The following is a 14,809-nucleotide window of genomic DNA, read 5'->3' as shown; positions in this document are numbered from 1 at the left end:
TCAGGTGGGCACTTTCGCCCCTGTCTTCACTCTCCGACCTTCCTTCACTCACGGCCCCAATCCAGGTAAATATTTTCAAAACAAACATTAGCTAAAAAAGATATAAATTATGAATCTTATTCAATAATGCTATGCGGCAATAGTATAATTCCAAACCCACTGTTAGCTTTTTTATAAAACTAATACTAAAGATTTTACCATTACCTAAAAGATTAATTTCCTAAAAAAAGATGCTATTACCTTAAGAAGAACTCCTTTCGTTCGTTTTAATAAGGTATTGCGGCGCAATATAGACTGATAAAATAAGGCCGTTTTTACACCACTCCTGACAACTTGACCATGAGGAAGAACGTCACATGCCTACGTTGTGCCAACCCTCTCGCCAGCCTCGATTATATCGTCGCTGGCTTTTTTTGTTAGCGGCCTTACTATTAGGCGTAAGTCCAAGTGCTTTCGCAGTGACCGGTGAGTTGGATCTAACCAGCTCTACAGTGGGCTTTTTCGCTGTAGCGGTCTTCGTCCTGGCCTATGCGCTGGTCATGGCGGAAGAAAAGATCCATATGCGCAAGTCTAAACCGGTGTTAGTAGCAGCCGGTATTATCTGGAGCCTCATCGGCTGGGTGTATGTCCAAAACGGCATGTCGGAAACGTCCGAGTACGCTTTCCGCGTTACGCTTTTGGAGTTCACCGAGCTGATGCTGTTCTTACTTGTGGCCATGACCTATATCAACGCCATGGAAGAGCGCCGTGTCTTTGATGCGCTGCGCTCCTGGATGCTGCGCAAGGGCTTCAACTACCGCACACTGTTTTGGCTAACCGGCGGCCTCGCCTTTTTACTCTCACCGATTGCCGACAACCTCACTACCGCGCTGTTGATGTGTGCCGTGGTAACCAAAGTGGCCGAAGGCGACCAGCGCTATATTAACTTGGCTTGCATCAATATCGTTGTGGCTGCCAACGCCGGGGGCGCGTTTAGCCCTTTTGGCGATATTACCACCCTAATGGTATGGCAAGCGGGCATGGTGGAGTTTCAGGAGTTCTTCATTCTTTTCTTCCCCGCCCTGGTCAACTTCCTGATTCCCGCCTGCATCATGAGCCTGTTTATCAAGGATGAAAAACCCTCCAGCGTTTATGAAGATGTGTGGCTAAAGCGTGGCGCTCGGCGCATTGTGCTGCTGTTTTTACTGACGATTGTCACCGCCGTGTTGTGTCACGTTGTGCTCCACCTTCCCCCGGTGCTTGGCATGATGACCGGCCTAGGCTACTTGCAGTTCTTTGGTTACTACCTGCGCCGCAGCCTGCCCCGCTCCTTGGAGCGCAAGCGCGAACGCTATAGCCGTCGTGGCGACAACAAGAAGCTTGAGCAATTGGGTGGCGTGGTGCCATTCGATGTGTTTAACCGCGTGGCGCGGGCCGAGTGGGACACCCTGCTGTTCTTCTACGGGGTGGTAATGTGCGTTGGCGGGTTGGGCTTTATGGGCTATCTCGGCTTGCTGTCCGAAGCGCTGTATACCGGCTGGAACGCCACCGCCGCCAACATCGTATTGGGTGTCGTTTCGGCCGTGGTAGACAACATTCCGGTAATGTTTGCGGTGCTGACCATGGAACCAGATATGTCCCATGGCCAGTGGCTGCTGATTACCTTAACCGCTGGTGTCGGGGGTAGTTTGTTATCGATTGGCTCCGCGGCAGGCGTGGCGGTAATGGGCCAGGCAAGGGGTTCCTATACGTTTATGGGCCACTTGCGCTGGTCGCCGGTTATTCTGCTCGGCTACATCGCCAGTATTTTGGTTCATATGTGGCTTAACGCCGACAGCTTTGCCCTGTTCAGTTAAGCCAATCGCTCAGCTAAGCCAGACAAGTTGATAGCCGTTAACTTCCCCCTTTTCAGCGTGCTGGAAAGGGGGGTTGTTATAAACGCTTAATAGCTCTCGAAGAGATACTCAATCGGGGTCGGGCGGCCAAGTAGATAGCCTTGATAGCGGTAGCAGCCGTGGCCTCTTAACCAATCAAGCTGCTCTTTTTTCTCCACCCCTTCCGCGACCACTGTCAAGCCTAAGCTCACTGCAAGTAGAATGGTGGTATCGACAATCGCGGCGTCTGTCTTGTTGGTAAGCAGCTCGTGAATAAACGATTGATCAATTTTTAACTCATCCAGCGGCAATCGCTTCAAATAACTCAGCGATGAGTAGCCCGTGCCAAAGTCATCCAATGCAAAACGAATCCCTTTAGCCCGCAGTTGCAACATCGTGTTGCGGACTCTAACCGGTTCTTGCATCAACAGGCTCTCTGTGACTTCGAGTACCAAGCGGTTCGGCGGTGCCTGGGTTTCAGCCAACAGCTCTTCAACATCACGCACGAACTCCGGCTGCTGAAACTGCACTGAACTTACATTGACGGAGATACTTAGCGGTGCATAAGCGGCTTGATGTGACCACTTCGCCAACTGTTCGCAGGCTGAGCGCATCACCCAATAACCGATCGGCACAATCAGCCGATTCTCCTCCGCAAGCGGAATAAACGTCGCGGGAGGCACCCAGCCACGCTGAGGATGAAACCAGCGCAGTAAGGCTTCTACGCCGATGGTTACGCCCTGATGGTCAACCTGTACCTGGTAATGCAGCGCCAGCTCGTTGCGCTCAAGCGCCTTGTGCAGGTCGGCTTCTAAGCTAGCTCTTTCCAGTACACTGGTCTGCATATCCGTATTAAAAAAGCACAGCCCATTACCGCCTGCGCTTTTAGCCTGCTGCAACGCCATATCAGCCTGTTGCAGCACACTATCCATGCTGTGCTCACCTCCTCCCGTAAACAGTGAAATACCAATACTGGCACTGATCGGTAACGAATGGCTGCTGCTTAACTGCGCAATCGTCTCCAACAGTTGGCGCGCCACACGCTCGACCTTTAGCGCTGCATTCGCCTGTTGCTCGCCCAGGTTATTGATCAGCACCACAAACTCATCACTACTAAAACGCGCCAGCGTCTCCTCTGCGTCAAGCCGCTGGCGTAGCTGTTCGGCAACGCTAATTAATAGCTGATCACCACTGTCATGGCCCTGGATATCGTTCACTAAGCGGAAATTATCCAGATCAATCACCATGACAGCGCTATAGGACGCGGCCCACTCTTCATGGGCAATAGCGGCCGTTAAGGAATCCATCAGCAGCCGCCGGTTGGGCAGCCCGGTCAGCGAGTCATAGAAGGCCAGGTAGTGGGTGCGCGACTGCATTTCCAGATAATCAGTCAGTTCGGTCGATATACCGCACAAGCAAGGGGCTGCACCGGGTGACATGGAAAGCGGCATTTTAATTGATAAGAAGGTTCTTACCCGGCTTTCGCCTTGCAAGACATTACTCTCCTCTACCGTCACTTTTTTACCTGATGCCAATACGTTGCGATCAATCTGCTTGATTTCAGCGGCGCTTCCAGCATCAAAAAAAGCCTCATCACGCTTACCGATAATTTTGTCGGGCGGCAGGCCGAATAGCTCGCTTATGCGGCGATTAACGTATTGGTACTCTAAGGTGGGAGATTTGATATAAATAAACGCATCGACGCTATCCAGAATTGTCGCCAGCATCTCTTTATTGGACTGAAGTAGCGCCCGATTATGCTGCATACGCCGCTTAAGCAAAAGATTGCCCAGCAGCGCCAAAAGGAGAAAAACAAGCAGCAAGGCGATACCCCAACGCCCCAAATAGTCGTCAATGCTGCGTAGAAGCTCCAGCGGAAGAGCTGCAGACGAGGCGAAATAGTACATAGCGACTGGTCACTGACCAGGTATGGTAAGCGGGCCTGCCCGCTCTACCACTCGCTGCCAAGCGGCGTCTTGCTCAATGCGGGACAAAAAAGCGGCTATGGCAGGATACTGTTCCAGTGACTGTACGGCGGCCACTGCCTGGAGCGGAAAGCTCATTTGCATATCAGCGCCGCTGGGCCACGGCCCGCCAAAACTGCTTTGCGCCAACAGGTGCTGATTAATAAAAGTGAGATGCCGCCTAAGCTGAGGCGCTAAGAAGCGCTTACTTACCGTATCGCTAATTCCCTTAGCCAGTGGCTTTATCAGCCAGGGGGACTGTTTGGGAATTTGGCTAAATACCAGCTGCATCACCAGCAGCGGCATGAGTGACCCTTCGGCATAGTGCAACCAGTAGCGGTAATCCACCCACTCAGGCATAGCATCCGAAGAGGGTTGACAGCGGCCCTGCCCGTAGCGCTGCAGAAGGTAATCAATGATCGCTCCAGACTCCGCCACAGTGAAATCACCATCGGTAATCACCGGAGATTTACCCAGTGGATGGATTTTTTTCAGCGACTCTGGCGCTTGCTGTGTTTTGCCATCGCGTTGATAAACCACCAATTCATAGTCCAGCTCAAGGGCTTCAAGCAGCCACAGGATGCGGTGCGAACGAGACTTTTCCAGATGGTGAACGTGAATCATAAACACTCCGTGGGCTGAGTTGTACGCCAGCATTGCACTGGCGACACTTATCCTTTTCTATAGGCACATTTAGCTTAGTACCATAAAGCCCATCATCATAGGATCAATAGTATCAACGCAGCGTGGATCACTATAGAAGCGCGAACAAAAGCAAGCTTATTAATCAGTTACGTTATGACCGGTGAGCGTGACGCCAACGCGCCAGCAGATCCAGCGGTGACCACTTTCCCTGCAGCCAGGGCGCTAGTAAACGCATAGAGAGTGGAATAAACACAAACACCATCACAGGCGTGAGCATTAGAGTGCTCACCACTACCCGCGGCACTAGTGCCCAATCGGCCAAAACACCGCCGAATACAAATTGAAAGATCAGCGAGATAGGAAAGAAAGCCAGCCAAACCGCCACGGCCTGCTTCCAGCGCGGCGGTGCACTGCTACCGGCTTGAAACCACGCATCCAACCCGGTGGCCCGGTGCTCGTGGGGCGCTTCGTATAAGCCTTTGCCGCGCGCCAGCCAGGCATGGCGTGAGGCGGAGTGCTCCCAAGCGGCTAAGGTTTCGCTACTGCTAAAGCGGAAAATAATTTGGTACTCATCGTCGTCAGCCGGTGGCGCCAATACGCCGGAGCCAAGGTAGCCTGCAAAATCGGCGGCCAGTTCACGCCCTTCGTTAAGCCAACGATTAAAATCAGCGTAGCGGCCGTGCTCAACGCGACGAGCCACCATCAATGTGACAGGTGAGGCAGACATGGTATATCTCCAAATGTGTCCACAGCCAGCGCCGGGTAGGCAGGCTGTTTGCTTTCAAGGGGGTAACCCTGAAAGCCAGAATGGCCACATTATACAAGCAATGTTGATGCCAGGTGTGAATGTTTACGGCTTGCCCAACTTAGAGTCATGTCCAGGCACGGGGTTGGGACGCTCCCCGCGTTGAAAGGCACATACATGAATATAGATATCCACTGCGCTACGAATGGCATCGGCCTCTTGGGGGTCGGGTTCTACTACCGGGCCGGTATATTCACCTTCGCTGCGTAGCACGGCATCGAGCTCCGTCCGGTAGCGGCTTAGCAAATGCTCCAGGTTGATGCGTATACGATGTATCTCCAAACCAAACGCCTGACGCTGATCGGTGCGTTTAAGTATGTCCAAAGGGTTTGTCGCGGTCTCAATCAAGCTTTCCAGGGTAGAGAAAACTAACTTTTCAGCACTGTTTAGATTGGGAATGATGGAATAAATGAGGACATTTAAGGTGATCGGTGTTCCATGGTGGTGCATAGGCAGCTCATTATTCGGTTATGGAGTTAATGCTAATCAATCGGCCCTGCTCAGAAAAACTTAATCGATAGATACCGTGCACACCGTCACGACCGACTATGCGCCGAATTGCCTCGGCGGGAAATATTACCCAGCGACCATCCACACTGCGGGCACGTACGTGGGCAATGCGCCCCTCATAATGAGCCAAACACTCATCATAATTAAGATTAATAATCACATCAATCGTTTGCATAGAGCTGGGCTGCACTGCGCTGGAACAAAATGGGTATCGGCCGTCATCATGTCAAAAAAGTGCCGACGAACTTGCGCTGTCAGCCTCCCTCGCTAATACTTCATGGTATCCCAACTCATTCTTAGTCGGTAATTCTCTATGGTCGTTTCTTCTGTGAGCACCGTTCCCGCTGCTGCTTGGGCGTATCCGGCAGCCAATGCGACGTCACCGCGCGTTGAGCAGGCAGCCAGAGGCCGTGCGTCTGAAGAAGAGACGACGAAAGCCGATGATCCCAACGCTACCAGCAGTAGCGATGAAAACAGCGAAGCTGCCGGCCCCAAACGGGCAGACGGCACGCCCATGGCACCGGAAGAGATTCAGCTACTCGAACAGCTTAAACAGACAGACCGCGAAGTACGCCAGCATGAGATGGCCCACCAAACAGTGGGCGGCGCCTATGCGGGCGGTGCCAGCTACGAATATGAAGTCGGCCCTGATGGCAAACGCTACGCGGTAGCAGGCGAAGTGCCGATCGATTATGGCCCGGTGCCCAATGACCCCCAAGCGACGATCGAAAAAATGCAGACCGTGATTGCCGCGGCCATGGCGCCTGCGGATCCCTCGCCAAAAGACTACCAAGTGGCCGCCCAAGCGCGCCAGTACCTGCTTGAGGCCAAGCTGGAAGCATCCATGCTGCGCAGTGAAATGGAGCAAGCCCGCAGCGACGGCGCTGCGACGACACCCTCCACTGCCACCCCCTCTGCGGATGGATCAGCCGCTGGTGAGTTAGCCGCTTAAGGGTTCGCCTCTGCGAGGGAGTTCCACTCTTCGCGCCTAGGCCAATTCGCCAACCAGGCAGGTAGCGCCTCGGGGGGCATAGGGCGGGCAATCCCATAGCCCTGGGCTAACTCGCACCCCAGCGCCATCAAGGCCTTGGCATGCTCTAAGGTTTCTACCCCCTCCGCCAGCATAGGTCGCTTAAAGCGGTTCGCCATGTAAATGACGCTCTCTACAATCGCCATATCGTCCTGGTCGCTGAGCATATCGCGGACAAAGCTCTGGTCAATTTTGATCAGGCTGACCGGCAGCTGCCGCAGGTGCGTTAACGACGAAAACCCGGTGCCAAAGTCATCAATAGCAAAGCTCACGCCTAGTGACTGACAGCGCGACATATTTTGCAGTGCAGCCTGGATATCATGCATCGCCGCACTCTCCAGTACTTCGAGTTTGAGCATCGCTGGCGGTACATTGGGGTGGCGTGCCAGGAGCTCACTCAGGCGCTGACTAAAATTACTCACTAACAGATGCGTAGGGCTTATATTCACATTGATGGGTAGCGCGATACCTTGAGCCTGCCATATAGACAACTGGCGCAACGCCTGCTCAATGACCCACTCGCCAAGCTCCACTTCCAACGGCGTGGTATCAATGATGGGTAAAAACTGCCCCGGCGCAAGCAACCCCTCTTCCGGGTGCTGCCAACGAATCAGCGCCTCTAGGCCAACCACTCGACCGCTGCGCATATCGACCTGGGGCTGATAATAGAGGCGCAGTTCATGGTTATTGAGGGCATCAATAAAACGCTGCCGCTGCTCATGACGCACCTGCAGCAAGCGGTCATGGTTTGGGTCAAACAAGTGAAAGGTATCGCGGCCACGCTGCTTGGCGCGGTACATCGCCTGATTGGCATGGCGTAACAGCAGATCGCCCTGCACGTGGTCATTGGGGTAGAACGTCACTCCCAGGCTGGCCGTCAGGTGGATACTCTGCCCCTCTATCATTAGCGGCTGGCGGATAGAGGCTAGCAGCTTCTCAAAAAAATCGTCGTCTACGACATGATGGAGCAACAGCACAAACTCGTCGCCCCCAACACGCGCAAGCACATCATCTCCAAATAGCAGATGACTTATACGCTGGGAAAAAGATGAGAGCAGCGCATCCCCCACGGTGGCGCCAAGACGGTCATTGATATTCTTGAAAAAATCGATATCGAGCGAGCAGACCGCCAAGGGTAGCTGCTTGGCATCTGCATGCTGCATCGACTCGTGAATCAATTGCGTCAACAGTTGCAGATTGGGGAGCCCGGTTAGGGCGTCGAAATAGACTTCCCGATTAAGGTGACGGGCATGAGCAGGAATGGCCGAAAGATCTGCCAGCACGATCACATGGTGACCGATATCCCCATGCTCATTGCGCACGCGATTAATCGACATCATCCCCGGATAAAACTGGCCATCGTGGCTACGGTAGCTCACCTGGCTTTTACTGCGGTCACGCAACTGAAATTCTTCACGCATCAAACGCGTGGTGCGGCTATCATCCAGCGGTAAAATGCTGAATGCTTCCGGCGTTTTGCCCTTTACATCCCCCTGGGTAAACCCCGTTAATTCACAAAAAGCGGGGTTGACCTCCACCACCCTATTTTCCGCATCGGTGATAATGATCGCCTCATTGGCATAGCAAAATACCGATTCAGCGGGCGACACTGTTTGGCTGACGGATGCTGTCGGCATCGTGTTCGAGCTTGGCAGTGAAGATGTTGGCTGGGAGTACTGTTGAGACAAAGACTGTTCCTGCGATACCTTCGAGGATTTATACATACGTCTTTGCTCTCCTCATCATTTTATAGAGCCTTCGCCATATAAATTCGTTGTTATATAGAGCCGTTATTAGGTAAATAGAGTCGTTATTATGAAGACAGTGGTATTGCTAGTCATAATAACACCGTATGACGGCGAAGGTACTTTGCGCTGCAAAGTACCTTATCGGCTGACGAGGAAATAAGTTAAGGCGATGCCGTCAATATAACGGTAACAAGCTACGCGGGAGAGAGGGCTAAGTGCTGGGTGATCTGCGCCGTATCGCGCACTTGGTAATCGCTCACTTTACTGGTCATATCATCCGCCTGATCATCCAGGGAGCGACTCGCTGCCGCCATTTCCTCAACCAGAGCAGCATTTTGCTGGGTCACGTCTTCCAACTGGGCCATGGCACGGTTGATTTGTTCAATCCCCGCCGACTGCTCATGGGTGGCCGAAGCCATTTCATCGGCCAAGCTGGCCATTTTTTCCACACTCTGGGCGATTCGCCCTAGCGTATCGTTGGTCGACGTGACCAGGTTTTCACCTTCGGAAATTTTAGTCGCATTATTATCGATCAAGTGGCGAATCTGACTGGCCTCCTGGGCACTACGACTAGCCAATTTACGCACTTCATCGGCGACCACTGCAAAACCACGCCCGTGTTCACCGGCTCTCGCCGCTTCAACCGAGGCATTTAGCGCCAACAGGTTGGTTTGGAAGGCGATGTTGTCAATAGTCGCCACAATGCTCGTCACCTGCTCGTTGGCTTGCAGGATAAGTTGCATCGCCTGCTGAGCTTGTGACGCTACCTGCGTGGCTTCTTTCGCCTGATGAGCCACATCGCCTGCCATGTGCTGAGCCTGCTGGGCGTTTTCTGCACTCTGCCGCACCGTCGCGGTGATCTGCTCCATGCTCGACGCGGTTTGCACCAGTGAGGCAGACTGCTCTTCTGTCCGCTGGGCAAGATCCTGATTACCCTGCGCCATCTGATTGCTGGCCACCGCCACCGACTGCGCGTTGCGCTTTACATCAGCCACCAGCGCCTCGGTCACCGCTGATGATGCATTGAACGCCAGGTAGAGCTGCGACAACTCATCGCTACCGGGGACTGCCAGACGCTGGGTTAAATCGTTACCGCGGTTGGCGATGTTTACCAACGCCTGGTTGAGCGGTTGGGTAATCGCACGCACTATCAGCGCGGCTGCGATAATCGCCATCAAGCTGGCCACCAGCGCAATAACCGCGTACTGCCAAAGTGCCCATTGCGCTGACTCACGCAGGGCTACGGTTTCCGATACGACCGCGTTGGCCACCTGATTCTCTAAGGACTTGAGGCGTGCAATTTTGACCGTTTGCCACTCAAACCACTGTTCGGGGTCGACGCCATAGCCGCCCGTCTGGGCTTGACTGATCGCCAACTCCCGCCGCTCCAAGAGACGCTCAATATCAGCACCGCTCAATGCCTCGTCCAGTTGGCTACGGCTCTCTCCACCAGCCAAAACACGGAAACTACCCAGAAAGGCCTGCTCTTCGCCAAGCAGCGATAAGAAACGACGCAACGTAGCGTCGGTCATGCCGTCAGCGGCAAAGACATTCGCCAGCAGCGCCCGTTCAATGCCGGCTAAATCTTTGGCTTCCAGCAGCTGGTAGTAAGCGCTTAACTGGCGTGCAATATTCCCTTCGCTGGTTAGATGCGACAGCGTGCCCACAAAGGCCATAAGTTGACCATTGACGCCCGTGTAGTGGCTTAGCGCATCGCCCATAGTAATATTTAGTTCATCGACTTGCTTACGCAGCTGCGCCTGGCGCTGCCACTGCGCATCAATCGCATTGAGTTGTTGCATTATAGCGGGGGACAGCAGCGCTTGATCCAAGTTATCGCGTTGGGTTTGAAACGCTTTAGCGGCTGCATCCGTGTTGGGCCGCTGTTCGCTTAGCCGGTTGCCAAAGGTTGCACCTTCGCTGCCAAGAAAGCCGGCGGTCATGCCCCGTTCAAGCTGCATTTGATGTACGGCATCCCCAGCAAGCTGGGCTAGTTGGGTCAGGGAGTGAAGACGCTCAAACTCCTGGACTGCCCCACGCCGCTCCATAATACCTTGAGCGGCAAACCACGCCAGAGCCAGCAACGGCAGCAGCAGTACAATGGTAAATTTAAACCGCATAGGCATGCGGTTAACGATAGTTTTCATGGCTTAACCTCAAACATTTAGCGTCATTGGGGAGGTAAGCGGCATGCTCGAGTATTATTGTCCGCATCAGTTGACGCGTTTTAGCTAAGTCTGCCGCACTTTGCCCTATTATTAAATACGATTAACTTTAGTAGATAAAATAATGGCAAGGCGGCGTGAGTATAGGGCGTCTTTAGGGGCTGTTATTGACCCACGTCATAAGACCTGACGGAACAAACGACTGAGAGGGGCGCCCCTTAAGGCGCGGGACTGGCGGCACCCAAAAAGCGCGCCTGCCAGTAATCGATCTCTAACGGTACGCTAACCACTGCACGGCCATTGCCGGGGGCATGAATCATTTGGCCATTGCCACGATAAATTCCGACGTGGGTCGCTTTGCGACGGTCGCCAAAGAAAAGCAGATCTCCGGGGCGTGGGGCGTTAGCGGGTGGCAAAGCGCGAAACTGCTCATCGGCGGTACGCGGTACGCGAATTCCCGCCGCCCGGTAGGTCATTTCCACTAAGCCAGAGCAGTCCAGACCATCGGGCGTATTTCCCCCAAAGCGATACGGTGTGCCAATAGCCTGCTGAGCATGGGAGAGAATCAACGCGCGCTCCATTGAGAGACCTGCGCGGTTAGGCGGTGCCTCAATGGGGGTCAGTTCGCGACTGGCACAACCCGCCAGCATCAGTATGAACAGGCAGGTAAGCAGACACCTTCCCAATTGAGCCAACCCGCAAGGTAGAAGCCACAGACGAACCGATATCATGGACAACCGCTCCGATAAACCCGCTTGCCTTCATGATGGCGCAAAGCCTGCCTAGCCGCCAATGATTAACGGCCGATCCACTCCACAAAGCTGGTTGCGCCCAGCGCGTGGCGCTCATGACGCACCCGGCTCATGGCCGCGTAGGGTAAGTCCATTGTTAATACCCGCGAAAGCGGCTGCTCGATCACCTGACGCAGCAGCCCGTTGCAGACAAACAGGTGCGCCACCACCAGCACATGCTGGCCAGGTGGGTGGCTTAATAGCTGCTGCCAGGCCTCGCCCAGGCGAGCATCAAAGGCTTGCAGGGTTTCACCGCCGGGGGGAGACACCGAGGCAGGGTCGTACCAAAACGCACTCATTCGCTCGGTGCCCTCTTCGGCAAACACCTGGGCGTGGGTTTTGCCTTCCCATCGCCCCAAGTGCAGCTCGGCAAAAGCCTCCTCCACCTGAATGGGCAGATCAAACTCTTCGCCCAGCCACAGGGCAAACTCGCGGCAGCGTGTTAACGGCGAGGTCACGATCGCATCGTAGGGCAGATGCCCGTCGACCGTCTGCCGCATTACCGCATCGGTCACCTGCTGCCAGCCGGTTTCACTCAACGGGTGATCGGTGGAGCCGCGCAGCATACGGCCACCTATCGGTTCACCGTGGCGCAGTAAATCAATCGTCGTGATCTCCGCGTCGGGAAAACGCATACTCGCCTCCTGGGTGGCTAAATTTAGTTAAATAATTCAGTTAAATAATTCAGTTAAATAATGGCGTGACGAACCCGTGCAGAGATCCACTCGGAGACCAATACAGTAGCGAAAATCATAATAAAAATAACGCTAACCTGATTCCAGGCGAGGCTATTGATCGAGGCATTCAACTGCAGACCGATACCGCCTGCGCCCACCAAGCCCAATACCGTCGACTCGCGAATATTAATGTCCCAGCGGTAAACGCTAATCCCCGCGAATGCAGGCATCACCTGGGGCAGTACGCCATAGTTCATCACCTGCAGCCGGCTTGCGCCGGTCGCACTAATCGCCTCGACGGGGGTGGGGTGTATCTCTTCAATCGCTTCGTAAAGCAGCTTGCCCACAAAGCCGATGGAGCGCAGGGCAATGGCGATAATCCCTGCCAGCACGCCAGGGCCGAGAATGGTCACCAGCAGCATCGCCCAAATCAGCGAATTAATGGAGCGCGAGGAGACAATGATGACCAGGGCGGCGCTGCGCACCAGCGGATGCGGCGTAGTGTTACGGGCGGCTAAAAATGCCACTGGAAACGCCATCATAATCCCTAGCGCGGTGCCCAACGTAGCGATATTGATGGTGTCCCACATGGGCTTCCAGAGCACACTGGCGTAGCCCCACTTGGGAGGGGTCATGCGGCTGATCAAGTCTGCTCCCTGGCGACCGGCATCTTCCACAAATACCCACATAGTGTTGTCGGAAATCATCTTCCAGCAGAGCAGAAATAGGCTGACACCCGCCAGCCAAGCCAGGTACTGCAACCATTGAGCGCGGGTAGTACGCCGCTGCCAAACTGGCTGACCCTGGGGTGTAGTGGAAACAGGCATTTAAACTCTCGACAAATTAAGGGGCCAGAAATTATTGAACCAGAAGCTACTGAATCAGCATTTACTGAGTCCAGCGGCGAACATGGCTAGAGCTATATTCACATAGCAGCACGATAGCGATAATGATCAGCAGAATCGCCGCGGAGGTGTCGTACTCATAGCGGCTCAGTGAGGTGTTCAGCGTAGCACCAATACCGCCTGCGCCGACAATGCCGATTACCGAGGACTCCCGGAAATTGATATCCAGCCGGTACATAGAGAGCCCGATCAAACGCGGCATCACCTGGGGCTGCACGGCGTGATTCATGGTCTGCCACCAGCTGGCGCCGGTGGCACGCACCGCTTCCACCTGACGCCAATCCAAGTCTTCGATATCTTCCGCCAGCAGCTTGGCCATAAAGCCAATTGTCGCGAAAGCCAGGGTGATCATGCCCGCAAAGGGCCCAAAGCCGAACATCACCACAAACAGAATGGCGATGATGATCTCCTGAAAGGTGCGCGAAACGGCAATAATCCCGCGACACACAAAGTAGATCGGCAGCGGTGAGATATTTCGCGCCGCGCCTAAGCCTACGGGTATCGCCAGCAGCACACCCAGTACCGTGGAGGTGAGTGTCATGGTCAAACTTTCCAGCAAGCCCGCAACGATATCGTCGTAGCGACTGACAAAGTCTGGCTGCATAAAGGCGCCTAAAAAATTAACCGCCCGGCCTGCGCCTTCCGCTACCCGCGCCCAGTTCACCTCTACCGAGGCAAGCGCTAAAAACAGATACACCACCGCGCCGATGGCTAGCCCCCAGCGCAAGCGAGGGCTTTCAATTAGCGGTAGACGCCGCCACTGACCGCGCTGCGCCGACTGCTGGCGTGCCTGCTCGTTCATCGTGTCGCTCCCGCTTCAATGGTCGACATCACCCGCGCGTAGGGAGGATTAAACGGGGCAGTGTTAGTCGCTTCATCACCGCTGACTTCATCGTCCACTGGCTCAGGCGTGGTGTCCCACTCCTCTTCGCCATAGATCGTGGTGAGTATCTCGCTGTCGAGCTCGCTGGGCAGGCCATCAAAAACGATCTCTCCCGCGCGCAGGCCGACAATACGATCGGCAAACTGCTGAGCCAGGGCCACGTCGTGAATATTGATGATCGCCGCCAGTTCGCGCTCTGCGCATAGCTCGCGAATCAAACGCATAATTTGGCGGGAAGTTTTTGGGTCAAGGCTGGCGGTAGGTTCATCCACCAGCAACAGCTTGGGACTTTGCAGGAGCGCCCTGGCGATACCCACCCGTTGGCGTTGGCCACCGGACAGGGCATCGGCGCGTTTATCAATGGCATGCGGCAGCCCCACTCGCTCCAATAGACGGAAGGCTTCAATCACGGCCTCCTGCGGGTAGCGGCGCAGGAAGCTGCGCCAAAAGCCCACATAACCGAGCTGACCCGAGAGTACGTTCTCCATCACGGTTAAGCGGTCTACCAGCGCATACTCTTGGAAAATCATGCCCATGGAGCGGCGGGCGTGACGCAGCTTATGCCCCGAAAGCTTCGTCAGCTCCGTGCCGTCCAGACGAATGCTGCCCTGGGTAGGCTCAACCAGCCGGTTAACACAGCGAATTAGCGTGCTTTTACCCGCGCCAGAGGGGCCAATCAGCGCCAGCACTTGGCCTTTGGGCAGCGTGAGTTCAATATCCGTCAGCGCTCGATCCCCGGTAGGGTAACGTTTGCCAACGCCGGTGAGTGTCAACATGGAAGTGCCTCATCTACATAGCGGTTCGGCCAGAAGGTTGCCCTCCTGGCCGATCGT

Annotated in this window: 14 protein-coding genes; 2 read left to right on the top strand and 12 right to left on the bottom strand. The window is 54.6% G+C overall.

The window, feature by feature from the left end:
- Positions 1 to 356 precede the first annotated feature (356 nt).
- Positions 357 to 1,835 carry a sodium:proton antiporter NhaD gene (gene nhaD / locus ACFIOZ_RS01535; RefSeq protein ID WP_386081778.1) on the top strand — a complete coding sequence of 493 codons (1,479 nt, stop codon included), beginning with the start codon at positions 357 to 359 and terminating at the stop codon, positions 1,833 to 1,835.
- A gap of 86 nt (positions 1,836 to 1,921) precedes the next feature.
- Here the strand turns inward: nhaD and ACFIOZ_RS01530 are convergent, their stop codons facing one another.
- From ACFIOZ_RS01530 to ACFIOZ_RS01510, 5 genes are all read right to left on the bottom strand, one after another.
- Positions 1,922 to 3,760, bottom strand: a complete 1,839-nt coding sequence (locus tag ACFIOZ_RS01530) for a putative bifunctional diguanylate cyclase/phosphodiesterase (protein ID WP_386081775.1) — start codon at positions 3,758 to 3,760, stop codon at positions 1,922 to 1,924.
- Between the two features lie 9 nt (positions 3,761 to 3,769).
- Positions 3,770 to 4,441, bottom strand: a complete 672-nt coding sequence (locus tag ACFIOZ_RS01525) for a glutathione S-transferase (RefSeq protein ID WP_386081774.1) — start codon at positions 4,439 to 4,441, stop codon at positions 3,770 to 3,772.
- A gap of 172 nt (positions 4,442 to 4,613) precedes the next feature.
- Complete coding sequence (locus tag ACFIOZ_RS01520; RefSeq protein ID WP_386081772.1) at positions 4,614 to 5,189, bottom strand: antibiotic biosynthesis monooxygenase; 576 nt, start codon at positions 5,187 to 5,189, stop codon at positions 4,614 to 4,616.
- Positions 5,190 to 5,312: 123 nt separating this feature from the next.
- Positions 5,313 to 5,717 (bottom strand): hypothetical protein, encoded by a 405-nt coding sequence (locus ACFIOZ_RS01515; protein ID WP_386081769.1) that lies wholly within the window; start codon positions 5,715 to 5,717, stop codon positions 5,313 to 5,315.
- A gap of 10 nt (positions 5,718 to 5,727) precedes the next feature.
- Positions 5,728 to 5,952 (bottom strand): DUF2835 family protein, encoded by a 225-nt coding sequence (locus ACFIOZ_RS01510; RefSeq protein WP_386081767.1) that lies wholly within the window; start codon positions 5,950 to 5,952, stop codon positions 5,728 to 5,730.
- 138 nt (positions 5,953 to 6,090) lie between these two features.
- Between ACFIOZ_RS01510 and ACFIOZ_RS01505 the strand changes: the two genes are divergently transcribed.
- Positions 6,091 to 6,729 carry a putative metalloprotease CJM1_0395 family protein gene (locus ACFIOZ_RS01505; protein WP_386081765.1) on the top strand — a complete coding sequence of 213 codons (639 nt, stop codon included), beginning with the start codon at positions 6,091 to 6,093 and terminating at the stop codon, positions 6,727 to 6,729.
- Here ACFIOZ_RS01505 and ACFIOZ_RS01500 read toward each other — a convergent pair.
- The 7 genes from ACFIOZ_RS01500 to phnC form a co-directional block, all read right to left on the bottom strand.
- Positions 6,726 to 8,531 (bottom strand): putative bifunctional diguanylate cyclase/phosphodiesterase, encoded by a 1,806-nt coding sequence (locus ACFIOZ_RS01500; protein WP_386081763.1) that lies wholly within the window; start codon positions 8,529 to 8,531, stop codon positions 6,726 to 6,728. The genes ACFIOZ_RS01505 and ACFIOZ_RS01500 overlap by 4 nt on opposite strands.
- Before the next feature lie 218 nt (positions 8,532 to 8,749).
- On the bottom strand, positions 8,750 to 10,702 hold the full coding sequence (locus tag ACFIOZ_RS01495; protein ID WP_386081761.1) for a nitrate- and nitrite sensing domain-containing protein: 1,953 nt from the start codon (positions 10,700 to 10,702) through the stop codon (positions 8,750 to 8,752).
- A 236-nt stretch (positions 10,703 to 10,938) separates the two neighbouring features.
- Positions 10,939 to 11,451, bottom strand: a complete 513-nt coding sequence (locus ACFIOZ_RS01490) for a C40 family peptidase (protein WP_386081759.1) — start codon at positions 11,449 to 11,451, stop codon at positions 10,939 to 10,941.
- A gap of 65 nt (positions 11,452 to 11,516) precedes the next feature.
- Complete coding sequence (locus ACFIOZ_RS01485) at positions 11,517 to 12,146, bottom strand: histidine phosphatase family protein (protein ID WP_386081757.1); 630 nt, start codon at positions 12,144 to 12,146, stop codon at positions 11,517 to 11,519.
- A gap of 53 nt (positions 12,147 to 12,199) precedes the next feature.
- Positions 12,200 to 13,015, bottom strand: coding sequence for a phosphonate ABC transporter, permease protein PhnE (gene phnE / locus ACFIOZ_RS01480; RefSeq protein WP_386081755.1), 816 nt, complete (start codon positions 13,013 to 13,015; stop codon positions 12,200 to 12,202).
- Positions 13,016 to 13,076: 61 nt separating this feature from the next.
- A complete protein-coding gene (phnE, locus tag ACFIOZ_RS01475) occupies positions 13,077 to 13,895 on the bottom strand; it encodes a phosphonate ABC transporter, permease protein PhnE (RefSeq protein ID WP_386081753.1) in 819 nt (272 codons plus the stop codon).
- Positions 13,892 to 14,752: a phosphonate ABC transporter ATP-binding protein gene (phnC, locus tag ACFIOZ_RS01470; protein WP_386081751.1), complete on the bottom strand. Its 861-nt coding sequence runs from the start codon at positions 14,750 to 14,752 to the stop codon at positions 13,892 to 13,894. Before phnC ends, phnE (ACFIOZ_RS01475) begins: the two co-directional genes overlap by 4 nt.
- Positions 14,753 to 14,809 lie beyond the last annotated feature (57 nt).

This window comes from Vreelandella sp. F11, from assembly GCF_042466685.1.
GTDB lineage: Bacteria > Pseudomonadota > Gammaproteobacteria > Pseudomonadales > Halomonadaceae > Vreelandella.
The sequence above is the reverse complement of the archived record's forward strand: the minus strand, read 5'-3'. Positions and strand labels throughout refer to the sequence as shown.

What these genes read in the sequence shown, in the direction of transcription:
- nhaD (WP_386081778.1), top strand. Translation starts at nt 357, where the DNA reads ATGCCTACGTTGTGCCAACCCTCTCGCCAGCCTCGATTATATCGTCGC.
- ACFIOZ_RS01530 (WP_386081775.1), bottom strand. Translation starts at nt 3,760, where the DNA reads ATGTACTATTTCGCCTCGTCTGCAGCTCTTCCGCTGGAGCTTCTACGC.
- ACFIOZ_RS01525 (WP_386081774.1), bottom strand. Translation starts at nt 4,441, where the DNA reads ATGATTCACGTTCACCATCTGGAAAAGTCTCGTTCGCACCGCATCCTG.
- ACFIOZ_RS01520 (WP_386081772.1), bottom strand. Translation starts at nt 5,189, where the DNA reads ATGTCTGCCTCACCTGTCACATTGATGGTGGCTCGTCGCGTTGAGCAC.
- ACFIOZ_RS01515 (WP_386081769.1), bottom strand. Translation starts at nt 5,717, where the DNA reads ATGCACCACCATGGAACACCGATCACCTTAAATGTCCTCATTTATTCC.
- ACFIOZ_RS01510 (WP_386081767.1), bottom strand. Translation starts at nt 5,952, where the DNA reads ATGCAAACGATTGATGTGATTATTAATCTTAATTATGATGAGTGTTTG.
- ACFIOZ_RS01505 (WP_386081765.1), top strand. Translation starts at nt 6,091, where the DNA reads ATGGTCGTTTCTTCTGTGAGCACCGTTCCCGCTGCTGCTTGGGCGTAT.
- ACFIOZ_RS01500 (WP_386081763.1), bottom strand. Translation starts at nt 8,531, where the DNA reads ATGTATAAATCCTCGAAGGTATCGCAGGAACAGTCTTTGTCTCAACAG.
- ACFIOZ_RS01495 (WP_386081761.1), bottom strand. Translation starts at nt 10,702, where the DNA reads ATGAAAACTATCGTTAACCGCATGCCTATGCGGTTTAAATTTACCATT.
- ACFIOZ_RS01490 (WP_386081759.1), bottom strand. Translation starts at nt 11,451, where the DNA reads ATGATATCGGTTCGTCTGTGGCTTCTACCTTGCGGGTTGGCTCAATTG.
- ACFIOZ_RS01485 (WP_386081757.1), bottom strand. Translation starts at nt 12,146, where the DNA reads ATGCGTTTTCCCGACGCGGAGATCACGACGATTGATTTACTGCGCCAC.
- phnE (WP_386081755.1), bottom strand. Translation starts at nt 13,015, where the DNA reads ATGCCTGTTTCCACTACACCCCAGGGTCAGCCAGTTTGGCAGCGGCGT.
- phnE (WP_386081753.1), bottom strand. Translation starts at nt 13,895, where the DNA reads ATGAACGAGCAGGCACGCCAGCAGTCGGCGCAGCGCGGTCAGTGGCGG.
- phnC (WP_386081751.1), bottom strand. Translation starts at nt 14,752, where the DNA reads ATGTTGACACTCACCGGCGTTGGCAAACGTTACCCTACCGGGGATCGA.